This window comes from Ancylobacter mangrovi (assembly GCF_024752355.1).
Lineage (GTDB): Bacteria > Pseudomonadota > Alphaproteobacteria > Rhizobiales > Xanthobacteraceae > Ancylobacter > Ancylobacter mangrovi.
The window spans coordinates 119,513-137,809 of the sequence record NZ_JANTHZ010000002.1 but is presented as its reverse complement, the minus strand read 5'-3'; the positions used below and the strand labels follow the sequence as shown (position 1 = coordinate 137,809).

16 protein-coding genes are annotated in these 18,297 nt (G+C 68.3%); 8 read left to right on the top strand and 8 right to left on the bottom strand.

Annotated elements, in window-relative coordinates; translation table 11 throughout:
- Positions 1-73: 73 nt before the first annotated feature.
- Positions 74-1,339: an ABC transporter substrate-binding protein gene (locus NVS89_RS05975; protein ID WP_258731664.1), complete on the bottom strand. Its 1,266-nt coding sequence runs from the start codon at positions 1,337-1,339 to the stop codon at positions 74-76.
- A gap of 429 nt (positions 1,340-1,768) precedes the next feature.
- On the opposite strand from NVS89_RS05975, the gene denD reads away from it, so the two are divergent.
- From denD to pdxA, 6 genes are all read left to right on the top strand, one after another.
- Positions 1,769-2,752, top strand: coding sequence for a D-erythronate dehydrogenase (denD, locus tag NVS89_RS05970; protein WP_258731663.1), 984 nt, complete (start codon positions 1,769-1,771; stop codon positions 2,750-2,752).
- Between the two features lie 12 nt (positions 2,753-2,764).
- On the top strand, positions 2,765-4,021 hold the full coding sequence (gene otnK, locus NVS89_RS05965; RefSeq protein ID WP_258731662.1) for a 3-oxo-tetronate kinase: 1,257 nt from the start codon (positions 2,765-2,767) through the stop codon (positions 4,019-4,021).
- Positions 4,018-4,653 carry a 3-oxo-tetronate 4-phosphate decarboxylase gene (gene otnC / locus NVS89_RS05960; protein ID WP_258731661.1) on the top strand — a complete coding sequence of 212 codons (636 nt, stop codon included), beginning with the start codon at positions 4,018-4,020 and terminating at the stop codon, positions 4,651-4,653. The genes otnK and otnC overlap by 4 nt, the downstream gene beginning before the upstream one ends.
- Before the next feature lie 111 nt (positions 4,654-4,764).
- On the top strand, positions 4,765-5,484 hold the full coding sequence (locus NVS89_RS05955) for a GntR family transcriptional regulator (protein WP_258731660.1): 720 nt from the start codon (positions 4,765-4,767) through the stop codon (positions 5,482-5,484).
- 3 nt (positions 5,485-5,487) lie between these two features.
- Entirely contained in the window at positions 5,488-7,023 is a 1,536-nt protein-coding gene (locus NVS89_RS05950; protein ID WP_258731659.1) for an FAD-binding oxidoreductase, read from the top strand.
- A gap of 26 nt (positions 7,024-7,049) precedes the next feature.
- Positions 7,050-8,075 carry a 4-hydroxythreonine-4-phosphate dehydrogenase PdxA gene (gene pdxA, locus NVS89_RS05945; RefSeq protein WP_258731658.1) on the top strand — a complete coding sequence of 342 codons (1,026 nt, stop codon included), beginning with the start codon at positions 7,050-7,052 and terminating at the stop codon, positions 8,073-8,075.
- A 165-nt stretch (positions 8,076-8,240) separates the two neighbouring features.
- Here the strand turns inward: pdxA and NVS89_RS05940 are convergent, their stop codons facing one another.
- The 7 genes from NVS89_RS05940 to NVS89_RS05910 all read right to left on the bottom strand — a co-directional run bounded on the left by NVS89_RS05940 (position 8,241) and on the right by NVS89_RS05910 (position 15,389).
- Positions 8,241-8,654, bottom strand: coding sequence for a Rieske (2Fe-2S) protein (locus NVS89_RS05940; protein WP_258731657.1), 414 nt, complete (start codon positions 8,652-8,654; stop codon positions 8,241-8,243).
- A gap of 5 nt (positions 8,655-8,659) precedes the next feature.
- The gene (locus NVS89_RS05935; protein WP_258731656.1) at positions 8,660-9,832 is read right to left on the bottom strand and encodes an ABC transporter ATP-binding protein; all 1,173 of its coding nucleotides are present in this window, start codon (positions 9,830-9,832) and stop codon (positions 8,660-8,662) included.
- 69 nt (positions 9,833-9,901) lie between these two features.
- Positions 9,902-10,729, bottom strand: coding sequence for a carbohydrate ABC transporter permease (locus tag NVS89_RS05930; RefSeq protein WP_258731655.1), 828 nt, complete (start codon positions 10,727-10,729; stop codon positions 9,902-9,904).
- A 1-nt stretch (position 10,730) separates the two neighbouring features.
- Positions 10,731-11,702, bottom strand: a complete 972-nt coding sequence (locus tag NVS89_RS05925; protein ID WP_258731654.1) for a carbohydrate ABC transporter permease — start codon at positions 11,700-11,702, stop codon at positions 10,731-10,733.
- 4 nt (positions 11,703-11,706) lie between these two features.
- Positions 11,707-13,008, bottom strand: coding sequence for an ABC transporter substrate-binding protein (locus NVS89_RS05920; RefSeq protein WP_258731653.1), 1,302 nt, complete (start codon positions 13,006-13,008; stop codon positions 11,707-11,709).
- A gap of 207 nt (positions 13,009-13,215) precedes the next feature.
- Positions 13,216-14,328: an amidohydrolase family protein gene (locus NVS89_RS05915; protein ID WP_258731652.1), complete on the bottom strand. Its 1,113-nt coding sequence runs from the start codon at positions 14,326-14,328 to the stop codon at positions 13,216-13,218.
- The gene (locus tag NVS89_RS05910) at positions 14,325-15,389 is read right to left on the bottom strand and encodes an amidohydrolase family protein (RefSeq protein ID WP_258731651.1); all 1,065 of its coding nucleotides are present in this window, start codon (positions 15,387-15,389) and stop codon (positions 14,325-14,327) included. Before NVS89_RS05910 ends, NVS89_RS05915 begins: the two co-directional genes overlap by 4 nt.
- A 497-nt stretch (positions 15,390-15,886) precedes the next feature.
- On the opposite strand from NVS89_RS05910, the gene NVS89_RS05905 reads away from it, so the two are divergent.
- Together NVS89_RS05905 and NVS89_RS05900 are read left to right on the top strand one after the other, a co-directional pair.
- A complete protein-coding gene (locus NVS89_RS05905; RefSeq protein WP_258731650.1) occupies positions 15,887-17,179 on the top strand; it encodes a four-carbon acid sugar kinase family protein in 1,293 nt (430 codons plus the stop codon).
- A gap of 13 nt (positions 17,180-17,192) precedes the next feature.
- The gene (locus tag NVS89_RS05900) at positions 17,193-18,134 is read left to right on the top strand and encodes a 3-hydroxyacyl-CoA dehydrogenase (protein WP_258731649.1); all 942 of its coding nucleotides are present in this window, start codon (positions 17,193-17,195) and stop codon (positions 18,132-18,134) included.
- Positions 18,135-18,297 lie beyond the last annotated feature (163 nt).

The following is an 18,297-nucleotide window of genomic DNA, read 5'->3' as shown; positions in this document are numbered from 1 at the left end:
GCCCGAACGGGACCGCCCGGTTGGCGGACGGTCCCGGGGCGCCGGGGCGGTGCCCCGGATGCCGGCATCGAGGTCAGTTGCTCTTCAGATCGTCCACGATCTGCTGCATCTGCTTGGCGCCCCAGGCCGCGGCCGCGGCGGGGTCCTCGCCCTGCAGCACCACGCGCTGGACCACCACGGCGGGAATGTCGCGCGCGATGATCGGCCCGATATAGGGGTTGCGCACGCCCGACAGCGTCACCTTGCCGTCCTTGAACGTCGCCCCGGCCTCGATGTCGAAGTCGAGCGCGTTGGTGGTGTTGAACGCCTGCTCGGCGAACTCGGTGCGGTTGTCGAGCTGCACCGAGCCGTCCTTGATCAGCTCGGCCTGCACGCTCTTCAGCGGCGGGATGAGATGGGGGAAAGCGGTCATCGAGAAGTCCTTCAGCCGTTCGCCGGTGATGATGAACTTCAGGAACTTCTGCGCGGCCTCAGGGCTCTTGGAGCCGGCGGCCGGCGTGGTCAGCGCGAAGCTGTCCGGGCTGACGTAATGCACGGCGAGGCCGGCGGGCCCGATCGGCATCGGCGCCGCCTCGGTCTTGGCGAACAGGTCCGGCGTGTTCGCCGCCGCGTTGGCCGGCAGCCGCGAGGCGTAGATGTCGAGCGCCACGGTGCCGGTCATGTAGGAGTTGATCATGTCGTTATAGGAGTACGACGCGATGCCGGGCGGGGCGTAGGCCTTCATGTCCTTCATGAACTGGAGCGCCTTGATGGTGCCCGGGTTGTTGAAGGTGACGTTCAGGTCCTTGTCGAAATAGGTGCCGCCGGCGGACCACATCAGCGAGCTGAAGAAGATGCTGGTCATGCGGTTCTTGCCCGCGGGGAAGACGAAGCCGTAGACCCCGTTGCCGGTGAGCGCCTTGGCCGCCGCCTTCAACTCGTCCCAGTTCTTCGGGACGGCGATGCCCTTCGCGTCGAGCAGATCCTTACGGTAGAACAGGACGCTGAAATTGCCCATCGTGTAGGGCACGCTGTAGGCCGCGCCGTCGACCGTGGCGATCGAGCCGGCGACGAAGTCGTCGCGCCCGATCTGGTCGACGAAATCGTCCAGCTTCATGATGTAGCCGCGCTTGGCGAATTCGGGCACTTCCTCCGGAAGGATCTTGAACACTTCCGGCATGGTCTTGGCCGAGATCGTCGCCATCACCTTCTGCAGGCGCGCGTCGGTTCCCACGGCCTCCATCTGGATCTCGATGCCCGGATTTTCCTTTTCGAACTCGGCGATCGCCTTGTTGTAGAATTCGATGCTCGGCGGATCGGTCTCGTTGTGCAGGAAGCGCACCACCTGCTGCTGGGCCATCGCCGGCAGACTGCAGAACAGCGTGTACAGGGTTATTGTCGCCGCGCGAGTGGGCACACGGGCCCATATCGAACTAGGCATCACTCACATCCTCCCCAGGTATTATGATGACGCGGATTGTCCCGGAGGCCTTCGGCTCTTTGCCGGGAATCGTTTTGACGGAGATCGCGTCACCGAAGTCGGAGCCCGGAAGGGGGAGGGTTCTGCAGCACCGAGGATGCAGTCCTGTCCCGAAACGCGGCTTCACTTCCTTCGACGACGATATCCCTCTTGTAACACAATCGGCCAAAGTGTAATCATATTTTCACAGAAAATGTCAAAAGTCTCACAGAGTTCATACAGCAGGATGGTGGGAAAGCACGCGCCGGCGCGTGCTCGACGCTATTCCCCGCGAGCGTGGACGGAGGCCGTGCGGCGGGGTCGACGACAATGCATGTGATGATCATCGGCGCGGCCGGGATGCTGGGCCGCAAGCTTGCGTCCCGGCTCGTCGCGAGGGGCGAGGTCGCCGGCCGGCCGATCGACCTGCTGACGCTGGCGGACGTGATCGAGCCGTCCCAGTGCGGGCCCGGCATCCGCACCCTGACCGCCGACGTCTCCTCGCTCGGCGATGCGGCCGAGCTTGTCGCCGGGCGGCCGGACGTGATCTTCCACCTCGCCGCGATCGTCTCGGGCGAGGCCGAGGCGGATTTCGAGAAGGGCTACCGGATCAATCTGGACGGTACGCGCCACCTGCTGGAGGCGATCCGCAGCGCCGGCGCGCAGGGGCCCTATTGCCCGCGGCTGGTGTTCTCCTCCTCGCTCGCCGTGTTCGGGGCGCCGTTCCCGGAGGAGATACCCGACGAGTTCTTTGCCACGCCCTCCACCAGCTATGGCACCCAGAAGGCCATCGGCGAGCTGCTGCTGGCCGATTACAGCCGGCGCGGCTTCATCGACGGCATCGCCATTCGCCTGCCGACGATCTGCATCCGCCCCGGCAAGCCGAACAAGGCCGCTTCCGGCTTCTTTTCGAGTATCCTGCGCGAGCCGCTGGTCGGCGAGGAGGCGGTGCTGCCGGTTCCCGAATCGGTGCGGCACTGGTTCGCCTCGCCCCGCGCGGCGGTGGGCTTCCTCGAGCACGCGGCCGGGATCGACCTTTCCGGCCTCGGCGCGCGGCGCAGCCTCACCATGCCCGGCGTGTCGGCGACGGTGGGCGAGGAGATCGAGGCGCTGCGCCGCTTCGGCGGCGAGAGGGCGGTGCGCCTGATCCGGCGCCAGCCGGACGAGACCATCGCGCGGATCGTGCTCGGCTGGCCGCAGCGCTTCGACCCGAAGGCCGCCCTCGCACTCGGCTTCCGGGCGGAACCGGATTTCGACGCGATCGTGCGCGTCCACATCGAAGACGAGCTCGCGGCCGCGACGGGCCCGGCCTGACGGGAGACGACCATGCTGCTCGGCTGCATAGCGGACGATTTCACCGGCGCCAGCGACCTCGCCAACACGCTGGCCAAGGGCGGGATGCGCACGACCCAGTTCGTCGGCATCCCGGAAGGGGACGGGCGGCTCGACTGCGAGGCCGGCGTGGTGGCGCTCAAGTCGCGCTCCATCGCCCCGGCGGAGGCGGTGCGCCAGTCGCTCGACGCGCTGGAATGGCTGCGCGGCCAGGGCTGCACGCAGATCCTGTTCAAATACTGCTCGACCTTCGATTCGACGCCGCAAGGCAATATCGGCCCGGTGGCTGAGGCGCTGCTCGACGCCCTCGACGCGCCGGTCGCGGTCGTCTGCCCGGCCTTCCCGCTCGCCGGGCGCATGATCTTCGCCGGCCACCTGTTCGTCGGCGGCCGCCTGCTGAACGAATCCGGCATGCAGAACCACCCGCTGACGCCGATGACCGATGCGGACCTGTGCCGCTGGCTGCGGCACCAGACGCGGGGCGAGGTGGGGCTGGTGCCGTTCGACGTGGTGCGGCGCGGCAGCGAGCCGATCCGCGCCGCGCTCGACGCACAGGCCGCCGCCGGCAACCGCCTCGTCGTCGTCGACGCGCTGGGCGACGAGGACCTGATGGCGATCGGCGCCGCGATCGCCGGGCATCGGCTCGTCACCGGCGGCTCGGGCATCGCGCTGGGGCTGCCGGAGAATTTCCGCCGGCAGGGCCTCCTCGCCGCCGCCGCCCCGCAGCAGGCCCGCGCCACCGGGCCGGGCGTCGCGCTTTCGGGCTCCTGCTCGGTGGCGACGCGCGAGCAGGTGGCCGTTCATTTGCATGCCCATCCCGGGCTGCGCGTCGAGGCCGAGGCGCTCATCTCCAGCCGGATCACGGTTGCCGATGCGCTGGCCTTCGTGAGCGAGCATCTGGACCGGAGTCCCTTGATCTATTCGACCGCCGATCCCGACAAGGTTGCCGCCGCGCAGTCCCGCTACGGGCGCGAGGCGGTCGCGCAGTCCTTCGAGGCCTTCTTCGCCGATCTCGCGCGGAGCCTGCCCGCGCTCGGCGTCGCGCGCCTGGCGGTCGGCGGCGGGGAGACGGCGGGCGCGGTGGTGACGGCGCTCGGCATCTCGCAGCTGCGCGTCGGCGGCGAGATCGACCCCGGGGTCCCGGCGCTGGTCGCCAACGGCCGAACGCCGCTGCATCTGGCGCTCAAGAGCGGCAACTTCGGCGGACGGGATTTCTACGATCGTGCCTTGCGCGCTTTGGAGGCGGTATGACGGACGAACACGAGCTGAGGGCGGCCATCGTCAAATGGGGCGCATCCCTCTTCCAGCGCGGCCTGACCTCGGGTTCGACCGGCAACATCTCGGTGCGGCTCGACGACGGCTTCCTGACGACGCCGACCAATTCCTGCCTCGGCTTCCTCCAGGCTGAACGGTTGTCCAAGGTCGACGAGACCGGCCATCCGGTATCAGGCGACAAGCCGACCAAGGAACTGCCGCTGCATCTGGGCTTCTACCGCAGCCGGCCGAAGGCGCGCGCCGTGGTGCATCTGCACTCGACCTACGCCACCGCGCTGTCCTGCCTCGCCGATGTCGACCCGCGCGACGCGATCCCGCCGATCACGCCCTATGTGGTGATGCGCGTCGGCAAGGTCCCGGTGCTGCCCTATGTGAAGCCCGGCGCCCCGCTCGGCCCGCAATTCGAGATCAAGGCCCGCGACCACGCCGCGATGCTGATCGCCAATCACGGGCCGGTGGTGTCGGGCAAGTCGCTGGAGGACGCGGTCTTCGCGGCGGAGGAACTCGAGGAGACGGCGAAGCTCGTGCTGCTCACCCGGCACCTCAAGGTGCGGCGGCTGGACGAGGGCGACGTCGACGACCTCACCGTTTCCTTCGCGCTCAGATAGGCCCGGCGCGCCCGCCGGCGCACGGGTTTTCCATTTTCTGGGCGCGGATCGGGATCATCGATTGACGGTGCCGCACAGGTCTGTATACAGGTTGGCATCCAAGGAGCGACGATGAGCGAAGAAGCGTTCAGTGCCTCGGAGGCAACCCGCCGCAGCGACCTCGTCTACGAGCGGCTGACCCAATCCCTGATTGCTCTGGAAATCCCGCCGGGAACGGCGCTTTCCGAGAACAAGCTGGCCAAGGAGATGGGCGTCAGCCGCACGCCGGTGCGCGCCGCGCTCCGCCAATTGGAGCTCGAGGGCCTGCTGGAGCAGCCGAGCGGCAGCTCCTACGTCGTGCGCGGGCTGACGCCGCGCGACGTGAACGAGATCTGCGACCTGCTCGAAGTGCTGGACTGCTACATCGTCACCCGCGCGATCCAGCACTGCCCGCCGGAGACGTTCGACGCGCTGATCGGCTACACGGCCGAGATGAAGGCGGCGGCGCAGGCGCAGGACATCGAGCGCTGGGGCCTCGCCGACCGCGAGTTCCACAAGCTGATCGAGGCCGGCGCGGACAACGAGCTCATCACCTCGCTGGCGGTGAAGACGCGCCGCCGGATCCATCGCTTCTGGGCGACCTCGGTGCGGCCGGAGCGGCTTCAGGAATGCTCCGCCGAGCACGAGCGGATCGCCCGGGCCATGCGCGACGGCGACGTCGAGAGCGTCGTGTCGATGGTCAAGGAGCACATCGCACATATGCGGCTGAGTCTGACCGACCTGCTGATGCGCGCCGCAGCCTTCCTGCCGCGCGGCACGTCGGGCGGACCGACAGGTAGAAGGGCCAGGTGAACGATGCGAACCCAAAGCGCAGCCCAGGTGCTGGACAGGCCCGCCACGGCCGGCCCGTCCGCCGGGGCGGCGGCCGCCAGCGGCGGTGCCGCCTATATCCGCTCGATGGTCGCCCACGAGCTGGAGCGCGCCGTCGGGCCGGCGCATGTCAGCGATGACCCGAAGGTTCTGCAGGCGCAGGCGGCCGACTGGTCCTGGTTCTCGCAATATCTGAAGTACCGCGACCTTCCCCTGCCCAGCGCCGACCTCGCCGTCTCGCCGGCGTCGACGGCCGAGGTCGCCGAGGTCGTGCGCATCGCCGATCATTTCCGGGTGCCGGTGATCGTGCGCGGCGGCGGCTCGGGCACGCAGGGCGGCACGCTGGCGCCCTATGGCGGCATCGCGCTCGACCTCAGCCGCATGAACCGCATCCTCGACATCGACGAGCAGAGCCTGATCCTGTCCGTCGAGGCCGGCATGAATGGCTGGGAGCTGGAGCAGAAGCTCAACGAGCGCGGCCTCACCCTGCCGCACTATCCCGGCTCGATGCATCACGGCGCCACCGCGGGCGGCTATGTGGCGGCGCGCGGCTCGGGCGTGGTCTCGACCAAGTACGGCAAGGCGGAAGACCTCGTGCTGCAGGTGAAGGCCGTGATGCCGCCGGGCCGCATCGTCGAGACCCTGCCGGTGCGCAACCATGCCGCCGGGCCGGACCTGCTGCAGGTGCTGGTCGGCTCCGAGGGCACGCTCGGCGCGATCACCGAGCTCAAGTTCCAGCTCGAGCGCCTGCCCGAGCGCCGCGACTTCGTGACCTTCCGCTTCGACACCGCCGTTGCCGGCATCGAGGCTGCGCGCCAGATCATGACCAAGCGGTGGAAGCCCGCGGTCATTCGTCTCTACGATCCCGCCGATGCGGGCAAGCTCGGCAAGGTCATCGGCCGCGACATCTCCGGCTCGGTGATGGTCATCTGCTGCGAGGGCAACGCGCCCGTCGTCGAGGTCGAGGTCGACGCGGTGGCCGCGATCTGCACCGCGGCCGGCGGCGAGGATCTGGGCCCCGAGCTGGCCTCGGTCTGGTGGGAGAACAAATACCAGCCCTTCGCTTCCGGCCACGCCCCGGCGCCGCCGCAGATCTTCGGCACCACCGACAGCGTGACGACCTTCGACAAGCTGCCGGAGCTCTATCTCGCCAAGAAGCGCGCTATCGAGGAAGGCTTCGCTCATCTCGGCGCCCGCTACACCGCGCATTTCTCGCACTGGTACCCGTGGGGCGGGATGATCTACGACCGCTTCTACGTCGACGAGGCGCCGGACGATCCGGACGAGGCGGTGGCGCTGCACGACCGGCTGTGGGACGCGGCAATCGCCGTCTCGCTCAAATATGGCGGCGTCATCAACGAGCATCACGGCATCGGCCTCAAGCTCGGGCGCTTCATGCGCGACCAGTATGGCGAGGCCTGGCACCTGATCACCTCGCTCAAGGACGCGTGGGACCCCAACAACATCATGAATCCGGGCAAGCTCGGCTTCGGACCGCCGCGGTGGTCGGGCCTTCGCTGAACCGGCTGCGAATGCGGGAGGAAGACATGCCGGCCAGTCCATCCAGGCTGCCCGTGGTGGCGATCACGCTCGGCGATCCGGCCGGCGTCGGCCCTGAAGTGGCGCTGAAGGGCGCGATTGAAGCGGGCGTGCGCGCCGAGTGCCGGCCGATCCTGGTCGGCGCCGCGAGCGTCGTCGAGCGCACGCTCTCGACCTGGGACCCGGCGAAGCGCCCGGACGTCGTCGCCATCAAGGACGCGTCGGAGATCGACGGCATCAACTCCAACGCCGTCGTGGTGCTCGACACCCACAATATCGACGACGCGGAGTGGGAGATCGGCAAGCTCTCTAAGGCCGGCGGCACCGCCGCGGCCGAGGACACCGAGACCGCGGTCCGCATCGCGCTCGAGGGCAAGGTCGACGCCATCGTCTCCGGCCCGGTCAACAAGCAGGGCCTGCAGCTCGCCGGGCGCGACTATCCCGGCCAGACCGAATTCATCCAGGCCCTGTCCAGGGGCCCGAAGCCGCTCAAGATCCTCGTCGGCGGCAAGCTGCGCGTGGCGCAGATGACGAGCCACATGTCGCTGGCGGCGGCGGTCGGCAAGGTGACGAAGGAGAATGTGCTCGACATCGCCATCCGCTTCTCCGACGCGCTGAAGAACGCCTGGGGCATCGAGAAGCCGCGGATCGCGGTCTCGGCGCTGAACCCGCATGCCGGCGACAACGGGCTGCTCGGCAAGGAGGAGATCGACGAGATCGAGCCCGCCATCCGCGAGGCGGTCGGCCGGGGCTACGACATTGTCGGCCCCGTGCCGGCGGACGTCTCGTTCATGCAGGGCGAGGAGGGGCGCTATGACGGCGTGGTCTCGCTCTATCACGACCAGGGGACGATCCCGCTGAAGCGGCTGAAATTCGCCTCGGTCGCCTATGGCCTGCCGGTCATCCGCACCACGCCCGGCCACGGCACCGCCTACGACATCGCCGGCAAGGGCACGGCGGACGCTACCGCCATGATCAGCGCGCTTCAGCTCGCCGCGCGGCTCGCCCGGCAGCGGCTCGACAAGGGCGCCTGAAGGGGCGGCTGAGCCAGGGTGAGCCTGCGCCCGGGGCGGCATTGCCGCTCCCGCGCGACGCGTCTGGCTTCGACTGTTTCATGCAAAAAAATCCGCCGGATCGGGATCCGGCGGAGGGCTTGAAGCGAGGCCCGCAGGTCGGGCGCGCGGGGGCGCGGCCCCTGCCTATAGCTCGACGACGACGTAGTCGTCCTCGACCTTCACCGGCACCGTCTCGGCCACATAGGGCCCTTCCATCAGGTGGCGGCCGTCCTCCACGCTGACCGGGAAGTTGCGGGCGCGGATCTTCTCCGGGTCGCAATAGGACTTGCCGGTGCGGATATCGAACTCCCAGCCATGCCAGGGGCAGCGCACGATCTCGCCCTCGCGGATGAAGCTGTACTCGCCCGGCATCTTGGACTGGATCAGCCCGGTCAGCGCGCCGCGGCACAGGCTGCCGCCGAGATGCGGGCAGCGGTCGAACAGGCCGAAATACTCGCCCTTGATGTTGAAGATGGCGATCGGCCGGCCCTTCACGTGAACGAGCGTGCGGCTGCCCTCGGGAATGTCCTTGGTGGACCCGACAACATACTTCTTCATCGCCGTCACGCCGCTCCCTGCGCCATGGTGGGGCCGGCATGCGCTCGCGCCGGCCTGGCTCCGTACTTCGCCCGGCCGTGATAGAGGGCGAGCCCGCTGTCGACGTCGAACAGGTGCAGGTGGTCGAGCGACAGGTCGAGCGAGACCTTGTCGCCGGGCTCGAAATCGAACCGGTCGGCGACCTGCGCGACCAGCGCCCTGCCGTCGGCGTCGAGATGCAGGATGGCGTCCGATCCGGTCGGCTCCATCAGCGTGACGACGGCGGGCAGGCGCCCCTCGACGTGGCCGTCATGGACGGTGATGTCCTTCGGTCGGATACCGACCAGCGCGGCGCTCACGTCGGTCGGCCCGAGCCATTCGCTTCCCCCGCGCGGCAGGCTGGCCGACCAGCCTTCGATGTGCACGGCGGTGTGCGCCTCGCCGTGCAGCAGCGTGGCGGGGATGATGTTCATGGTCGGCGAGCCGATGAAGGTCGCGACGAACAGGTTGGCCGGCTGCTGGAACACCACCGAGGGTGCCGCGAACTGCTGCAGTACGCCCTTGTTCATGATCGCGATGCGGTCCGACAGGGTGAGCGCCTCGAGCTGGTCGTGGGTCACGTAGATCATGGTGTGGCCGACCCGCTGGTGAAGCTGCTTCAGCTCCGCCCGGGTCTGGTCGCGCAGCTTGGCGTCGAGATTGCTGAGCGGCTCGTCGAGCAGGATGATGTCCGGGTTGCGCGCGAAGGCCCGCGCCACGGCGACGCGCTGGCGCTGGCCGCCGGAGAGTTGCCGCGGGTAGCGGTCGAGCAGGTTCTCGATGTCGACGAGGCGCGCCACCTCGCGCACCCGCTTCTCCTGGTCGGCGCGCGCCATGCCGGCGATCTTCAGCCCGTAGCCGATGTTCTGGCGCACGGTCATGTGCGGGAAGATCGCGTAGTTCTGGAACACCATGGAGAGGCCGCGCGACTGGGGCGGCACCGCGGTGACGTCGCGCCCGTCGACGAAGATCCGCCCCCGGTCCGGGCTCTCCAGCCCTGCGATCATCCGCAGCGTGGTGCTCTTGCCGCAGCCGCTCGGGCCGACCAGGCTGATGAACTCGCCGTTGGCGACGTCGAGGTTCAGCCCGTCGACCGCGAGGTGCGTCTCGCGGCCCGAGGTGAACTCCTTGTAGATTCCGCTCAGTACGATGTTCGCCATGTTCCTCCCGGCCTCCCGGTTTCTCTGTTGTCTTGCCGCGCCGGCCATGGGCGCGGATGGGAGCTGTCGTCAGCCCTTCAGTCCGCCGGAGGTGAAGCCGGCCACCAGGTATTTCTGCAGGAACGAGATCAGCAGGAAGGCGGGGACGGCCATGGTGATGCCGGCCGCCATGATCATGTTCCACACCACGTAGTCGCGCGTGACGAACTGCGTCATGCCGATCGGCAGCGTCTTGGACGCTTCCGAGGTGATCAGCACGAAGGCGAATTCGTATTCTTCCCAGGACAGCGCGAAGGCGAAGATCGCGACCGCGATCAGGCCGGAGCGCGCCAGCGGCAGTTCGACCTCCAGGAAGGTGCGGAACCGCCCGGCCCCCAGCAGGGCCGCGTTCTCGCGGAAGGCCGAGGGAATGGTCTGGAAGTACTGCCACATCAGCCAGATGCCGAACGGCAGCGACAGGGTGACATGGGTCAGCATCAGGCCGAACAGCGTGTTGCCGAGCCGGATGCTGTAGAAGATGTTGAACAGCGGGATCGACAGCGCCAGCGACGGGAACATGTAGCAGAACAGCACGCCCCGGCTCATCGCAGCCTTGCCCGGGAACTTGAAGCGGGCGAGCCCGTAGCCTGCCAGCACCGCACAGGTCGTCGAGACGATGGTGGAGGCGATCGCCACCGTGGCGCTGTTGAAGAAGTACTGCCGGAACGAGGCCTGGCCGATGAGCTCGCGGAAGGCTTCCGACGAGATCGAGCCGGGCAGCAGATGCGCGCTCAGCAGCTCAGGCGCCGTCTCCAGCGAGCCCTTCAGCATCCAGTACATCGGGAACATGAAGAAGAGGCACACCGCGGCGAGGGCGAGATAGTTCAATCCCTTCGACAGGAACCGTGTCGTAGCCATCTCACTCCACCTCGATCTCTTTTTCCGGCTTCACGATGCTCGTGTAGATGCTGGCGAAGATGAACAGCATCGCGAACATGACGACACAGAGTGCGGCGCCGAGCCCCTGCTGGTTCTGCAGGAAGGTCACCTTGTAGGCGTAGATCGGAAGATTGGTGGTCTCGCTGCCGGGGCCGCCCTTGGTCAGCAGGTAGGGCACCTCGAACTTGTTGAACATCCAGATGCAGCGCAGCATCACGATCAGCAGCAGCGTGCTGCGCAGCGAGGGCAGGGTGACGTCGCGAAAGCGCTGGAACGCGTTCGCGCCTTCGACCTTGGCGCATTCGTAGAGCGAGACCTCGATCGTCTGCAGCCGGGCGAGGATCACGATGACGACGAAGGGCGTCCACTTCCAGGTCGAGGCGACCAGCGTCGCCGGCAGCGCCCATGCATGCGAGCCGAGGAAGGGTATCGGCTCGTCGATGAGGCCGAGCGAGACCAGTATGTGGTCGAACACGCCGTAGATGTCGCTCATCATCAGCGCGAAGACGAGCGCCATCGCGGCGGTCGGCACCATGTAGGGCAGCAGCACGATGCCGCGCGCCAGGCCACGCCCGCGCAGGTTCTGGTGCAGCAGCAGCGCCACCGGCACGCCGACGGCGAGCTGCACCACCACCGACAGCACCGCGAACCACACGCCGAAGCCCGCCGCCGACCAGAACTCGGCGCTCTGCAGCAGGGTCTCATAATTGCCGAGCCCGACCCAGTCCCAGGTGAAGGAGAAGGCGTCCTTCTCGTAGAGGCTGAGCCAGATCGCGTAGAGCATCGGCCCGATCTGGACCAGGCCGATGATCAGCAGGGCCGGAAGGAGCCACGGCGCGACGATAGCGGTGCCGATGATGCTCCGGAGAGCCTTGCCCCGGCCGCCGGCCTGATCTCTCAGGCCGGGAGTGTTCTGTCCGGGGTAGGACTCGCGTGCGCTGTGAAGAGCCATGCCGTTACGTCTTCAGCTTGTCCATCGCGGTCTGCATCGACTTGGCGATGGCGCCAAGGGTCTGCTCGGCCGACGTGCCGTCGAGGATCGGGCTGCCGATCAGGCTCGCATAGACGCCGGCGCGGAACACGCTGCTGGCGGCCGGATTGAGGTCCGGGCCCTTGGTCGCGACCGGCCCCGTGACGGCGCTGTAGCCGCTCGGATAGGCCGCATCGATGGTCGCCAGCAGGTCCGGATGCGCCTTGAAGAACTCGTGCTCGCGCCACTTGCCGAGGAACAGCGCCTTGTTGGTCGGCACCAGATGGCCCGGCACGGTCCACAGCCATTCGAGATAGAGCGGGCTCTCTACCATACTGCGCACCAGCGCCTTGGCGGCGGCGGGATCGCGCCCCTGCTTCTTGAAGATGCACAGGCCGCCATTGGAGAGCTTCACCGCCGGCTTCTTGTTGGCCGGTACTGGCGCCACGCCCGTCACCTTCTCGATATCGGGAAAGTCGGAATGCAGGTAGTTCAGCGTGCGCGCGCCCGGGTACTCGATCATGGCGACGTTGCCGGCCGCGAACGCCTGGTTCACCTGCGCATAGGCGTAGTTGGCGGAGACCGGCGAGAAGGCGGTGCGCTTCTTGAACCACTCGATGGTCTGGGTCAGCTCGTCCTTATGCTGGTCGACCACGACCTGCCACTTGCCGTCGATCCAGTCGAAGAACAGGCCGCCATTGGACCACGCCTGGTTGAGCGCGACATTGGTAGTGTAGCCCGAGCTCGGATTGGTCACCAGCAGGTCGCCATACCGCCGCTGCGACTTGTCGGTCAGGGTCTCGGCCGCCTTCAGGTAGTCGTCCCAGCCCTTGGGCGCCTGCAGGCCCGCCTTGTCGAACCAGTCCTTCCGATAGAACATCATCGGGATGCCGATGTCGGAGGGGACGAAATAGTCCTCGCCCTTGTAGCGCAGCCGCGCGCCTTCCGGCACGCCGATCGCCTCGACGATGTCGGTCACCGGCTCGAGCATGCCGTTATAGGCGAGGGCGGTCAGCTCGACGTCGTCGAACTTGCCGACATCGGGCGCCTGCCCGGTGTTGAGCAGGATCGACAGGCGCGACAGCGCCTCGTCGGGGTTGAGATATTCGGGCACCACGGCGCTCACCGACTTGTTCTTGTCGGTGAACTCCTTGAACATCTTGGCCCAGACCGCCTGCGTGTCCTTGCCGTCCTCGCCGGTGAGGAAGGTGAGTTCCTGCGTGCCCTGCGCCAGCGCCGGGGCCTTGCCCATCAGGAACAGGCCGCCCGCCGCGCCGGCGGCCTTCATGGCGGTTCGTCGTGAAATTCCCTTGCCGTCGGACGTCATCGGTTTCCTCCTGGTTGTTCTTGATCGGCGGGGCCGGGCGAGCTTCTTTCGGCTCCTTCCCGACACCCCGGAACGGCCCGGCGACGCGAGGCGCCGGGCTTCACGCGGGGCCGCGTTCGGCGTGCCCCGGTTCGGCGCCAGGGGTCACTGCACCCCCGTAGAGCGGGATCACTGCACCCCGTAGAGCGCCTTGGCGTTGGTCAGCAGGAACTGCTGGCGCAGGTCGAGCGGGATATCGATCGGGAAGGCCACCGCCGGATCGTCGAAATCCCAGTGCGGATAGTCGGAGGCGAACAGCAGCCGGTCCCAGCCGATCCAGTCGATGACGTCGACCAGATGGCTGCGCGGCTCGGGCTCCTCGATCGGCTGTGTGGTGATCCACACCTGCTGGCGGATGTATTCGGACGGCGGGCGCTTGACGTGGGGCACCTCGCTGCGCAGCCGCTCCCAGTGCTTGTCGAGGCGCCAGGTGAAGGCGGGCAGCCACGCGCAGCCGGCCTCGATCAGCACCAGCTTGAAGTTCGGGTAGCGCTCGAACACGCCCTCGAAGATCATGCTGGCGAGCAGCGCCTGGCACGAGGGCGAATGGCCGAACATCTCCTCGATGTAGTAGGAGGGCCAGCCCGAGCCGGTGACCGGCGCGCCCCCATAGCCGAAGGCGTGCACGCCGACGGGCAGGTTGGCGGCGGCGGCGGCCTCGAAGATCGGCCAGTAGTTGCGCTTGCCGAGCGGCTCGGCGGTGCGGCTCAGCAGCAGCACCTGCACGAAGTCGTCCTCGGCCGCGCAGCGCTCGATCTCCCGCGCCGCGGCCGGCCCGTCCTCGTAGGGGACCACGATCGACGCCTTCAGCCGCGGGTCGCGCCGGGTGAAGTCGTTCTTCTGCCACTCGTTCGCGGCGGTCGCGAGCGCGGCGCTGAGGTCGGAGTTGAGCAGGCCGTAGCCGCAGAAGGTGAGCGGGTTGAGCACGCCCAGCTCGACATTGTTGGCGTCGAGATGCTGGGTCTGCAGCAGGCGCAGGTCGCTTCCCGCGAGCCCGCCGCCTTCCGGCCACGCGTCGCGGCGCTTGGCGTCGGGCTGGCCCTTCGGGTAGGCGGCGCCGCGCTGGTAGCCGTGGCGCACCTTGGCGCCGTAGGTCTGGAGATGGGTCTGCCAGCGCTTCTCGAGATAGGGGTAGAGATCGCGATAGCCGTTCACCGTGGGATGGATATCGCAATCGGCAACCGCCAGACGGTTTCCGACGCCCTTGCCCTTGGTGGCGTCAATCTTGCCGACAACGTTCATTGTGCACGCTCCGTCAATCGTGAGTAGGTTGCACGCGGATTGTCGTACTGGATCTTGCGCAGCAGCGAGGGGCTCAGCCCCGGCGGCACCACCTCGTCCCGGTCGAACTGCCAGTGCGGGTAGTCGCTGGAAAAGAGGAGCATGTCCTCCGATTCCATGTGCGTCATGAAGCGGTTGAGAAGCTCGGGATCGGGCGGCGCGTCGACGGGCTGGAGCGTGAGCCGGATATGCTCGCGGGCGATCTCGGAGGGCGAGCGGTCGACCCAGGGCACCTCCATGCGCAGGCCCTGCCAGTACTTGTTCAGGCGCCACAGCGCCGAGGGCATCCAGGTGAAGCCCGATTCGATGAAGACCACCTTCAGCTCGGGGAACTTCACGAAGGTGCCTTCGCAGATCAGGCTGGCGAGCTGCGAGTGGAAGCCCTGCGACTGCGCCACGTAGTCCTCGACGTAGTAGGACGGCCAGCCCGACGGCGTGACGGGGTTGCGGTAGGTGCTCCCCGCATGGATGCCGACCGGCAGCCCGTGGCGCGCGGCGGCCTCGAAGATCGGCCAGTAGTAGCGATTGCCGAGCGGCATGTCGGCGAACACCGGCAGCAGCACCTGCACGAAACGCTTGTCGCCGGCCCAGCGGTCGATCTCCTCGGCGGCGAGCTGGGGCGACTGCAGCGGCACGATGATGGAGCTGCGCAGCCGCGGGTCGCGGTCGAGCCATTCGGCGGCGATCCAGGCGTTGAGCCCGTGCGAGAAGGCGGCCGCCATATCGGCGCTGAATACCGGCCACACGCCGTAGACGCAGTTGCAGATCGCCGCGCTCAGGCCCCAGCGGTCGAGCGCGTGGGCCTGCAGCAGCGTCAGGTCGGCGCCCGGCCGCGCATGGTCCGAGCGCCAGTCCGGGCGGCTGGCCAGCGGCGTCGACTGGGGGTAGCTCGCGCTGTCGAGATCGGTGATGCCGCGCTGGACTACGACCTCGGCCCAGTGGCCGGGCAGGTACGGCAGCAAAGCCTCCGACGAAGGTACGATGGGATGAATATCGCAGTCGATCGGGCCATCCAGAGTCATCTCGCTCCCCAATTCGTGCCATTCGGCACGTTTTTCAGGATTTTCTTATTTGGTTACATCCAGTTGCGGCATGCACGACATCTTGTGGATTTGGGTTTTGGCGTGTCCACGGTGATGCGACGTCGACGAGTTGCTTCGGCCCTCGGGCCAAGAAGCGCGTCCGGGCGTCCCCGCGACACCTGCATTGCTGGCGGCGCCGGCACCATCCCGCAGCGTCGTTTCTAGCATGGCCCTCCCGAATGTAAACATTTTCTCACAGGATTTTTCAAAACCGCACAAAATGCGCTAACCATCCCATGCAGGCGAGTTGACACCAAGAACGCGCGACATGCAAGGATACAAACCGGTATACCGTTCGGTGCTCGGGTTATACTCGAAGGGAAACGGCGGGAGGAAATCATGAAAGCGCGAGCGGCCCGGCTGCCTTGCCGGCTATGCATCGCCCCTGCCGGCCGGCGGGCTTCGTCTGCGCGGGGTGCGTCGCGAGGGGGGCGGCGATGATGTGGAAACGGATCGGCATCGTCGGCGACGACCTGACCGGCGCGGCCGCGGTATCCGGCGCGTTCGCCCAGCGCGGATTCCGCTGCGTCCTCGAGACCGCTGACGCGACCGCGCGTACCCCGGATCACAGTGCCGGCCAGGGCGCCCCGGCCGATCTGCTCGCGCTGATGACGGAGAGCCGCCACATGCCCGCACCCGAGGCGCGCCGCGTGGTGGCGTCGGCGACCCGCCATCTCGTCGCGGCGGGCTGCACGCTGTTCTACAAGAAGATCGATTCCCTGCTGCGCGGCCAGGTCGGGCTCGAACTGCAGGCGATGCTCGACGCGATGCCGGGCCGCTCGATCATGGTGGTGCCGGCGACGCCGAGCAACGGCCGGATCACGCGCGACGGCGTGCAGACGCGGCTCGCGGACGCGGATTCGGGCGGCGTCGACGCAGGGGCCTTCATCCGCGCCCGGCCGGAATCGGCGCATATCCCCACCCTGCTGCACGCGGCGATGGACGCGCAGATCGCCACCGTCGCGCTCGACGAACTCGCCGATCCCAACGCTCTGCTGCGCACGCTCGAGGATGCGCAGGGGCGCGTGATCGTGTGCGACGCCGAGCGCGCCGAGCATCTGCACGTCCTGGCGTGTGCCGGCCTCCGTGCGGGCATCACCATTTTCGCCGGCACTTCCGACTTCGCCGCCGCGGTGGCCGAGGTCCTCGCCGCGCAGCGCGCGGATGAGGGACAGGTGCTGGTGGTGGCGGGCTCGGCGAGCGCCACCTCGCACGCCCAACTTGCCACGCTCGAAGAGGCCGGCCTCGGCCGCGTGGCGTGGCTCGGCGAGGCAGCGCTGCGAGCGGGCGACCATGAAGGGCTGGTGCGCGACGCGCTCGAGGCCGCGCAGGGGCGCCCGGCCATAGTCGTCGCCAGCGCCGCACCTGTGGAGGGAGGCGATCCCGCCGATGCCGCCGCCGTCGCCGGCCTGCTCGCCGCCGCCGCCGCCGACATCATCGCCAGCCGACCGGTCCGCGGGATCATCGCCACCGGGGGCGACACCACCATCGCCCTGCTGCACCGCCTCGGCGTCGACAGGATCGAGCCGCAGACGCTGCTGGAGCCGGGTATCGCGCTCTGCGCCGTCCGCGGCACCCCGCTCGACGGCATGACCCTCGTCACCAAGCCCGGCGCCCATGGCGATGCCGGCTGCCTGGTGCGCCTCGTGACCGCGCTCGCCGCCCGGTCCCGCAACAATGCCGGCAGCGCCTCCCGACCCTGCGCGGGCCCGGTCGCGTCGCCCGCCTAGGAGAGGAAACGGAATGACGACCAAGATTGCGCTGGTTGGATGCGGCCTGGTGGGGCGGTCATGGGCGATCGTCTTCGCCCGCGCCGGGTTCGACGTCGCCATGTACGACCCGACGCCGGCCTCGCTCGATACGGCGCTGGACTTCGTGCGCGGCGCGCTGCCCCCGCTGGCCGAGCTCGGCCTGCTGAACGGCCACGAGCCCGCCGAGGTCATGGCGCGCCTCAGGCCCGCCGGCTCGCTGGCCGAGGCGCTGGACGGCGCGGCCTATGTGCAGGAGAGCGGGCCGGAGCGGCTGCCGGTGAAGGTCGAGCTCTACCGGGAGCTCGGCCGGCTGGCAGGGCCGGACACCGTGCTCGCCAGCTCGACCTCGGGGCTGCCCGCCTCCTCCTTCTCCGAGGGCATGGAGGGGCGCCAGCGCTGCCTCGTCGCCCACCCGATCAACCCGCCGCACCTCGTGCCGCTGGTCGAGATCGTCCCGGCGCCCTGGACCGACCCGGACGTCGTCGCCCGCACCGAGGCGGTGATGGCGCAGGCCGGGCAGGTGACGATCCGGCTGAACCGCGAGATCGCCGGCTTCGTCGTCAACCGCATCCAGAGCGCGGTCCTCGGCGAAGCCTTCCGGCTGGTGGAGGACGGCATCGTCTCGGCCGCCGAGGTCGACCTCGCCATGGCTGAAGGGCTCGGCATGCGCTGGTTCTTCATGGGCCCGTTCGAGACCATCGACCTGAACGCGCAGGGCGGCATCTACGATTATTGCGAGAAGCTGGGGCCGATGTATCACGACCTCGCCCGCGAGCAGGCGGATCCGCGCAAATGGCATGCCGGGCTCGTGTCCGAGGTCGAGCGCCAGCGCCGCGCCGCGACGCCGATGGAAGGGCTCGACGAGCGCAAGGCGTGGCGCGACCGCTATCTCGCCCGGCTGGCGCAGGCAAAGCGCGCCCTGTCCGAGACCTAAGGGCGCCGTTGGCGCAGGCGCGGAATGGCGGCGCGCCGCCCGCGCCCGCGCTGCCGGCATGGCGGTCCGCACGCGGGTGCTCGTCCGCACGGACGACCTTCGGGGCGAGCGCGGCGCCGTCGTTCTGTCGGCCTCGCGCAGGAACCGGCCGGCCAACTGGTCT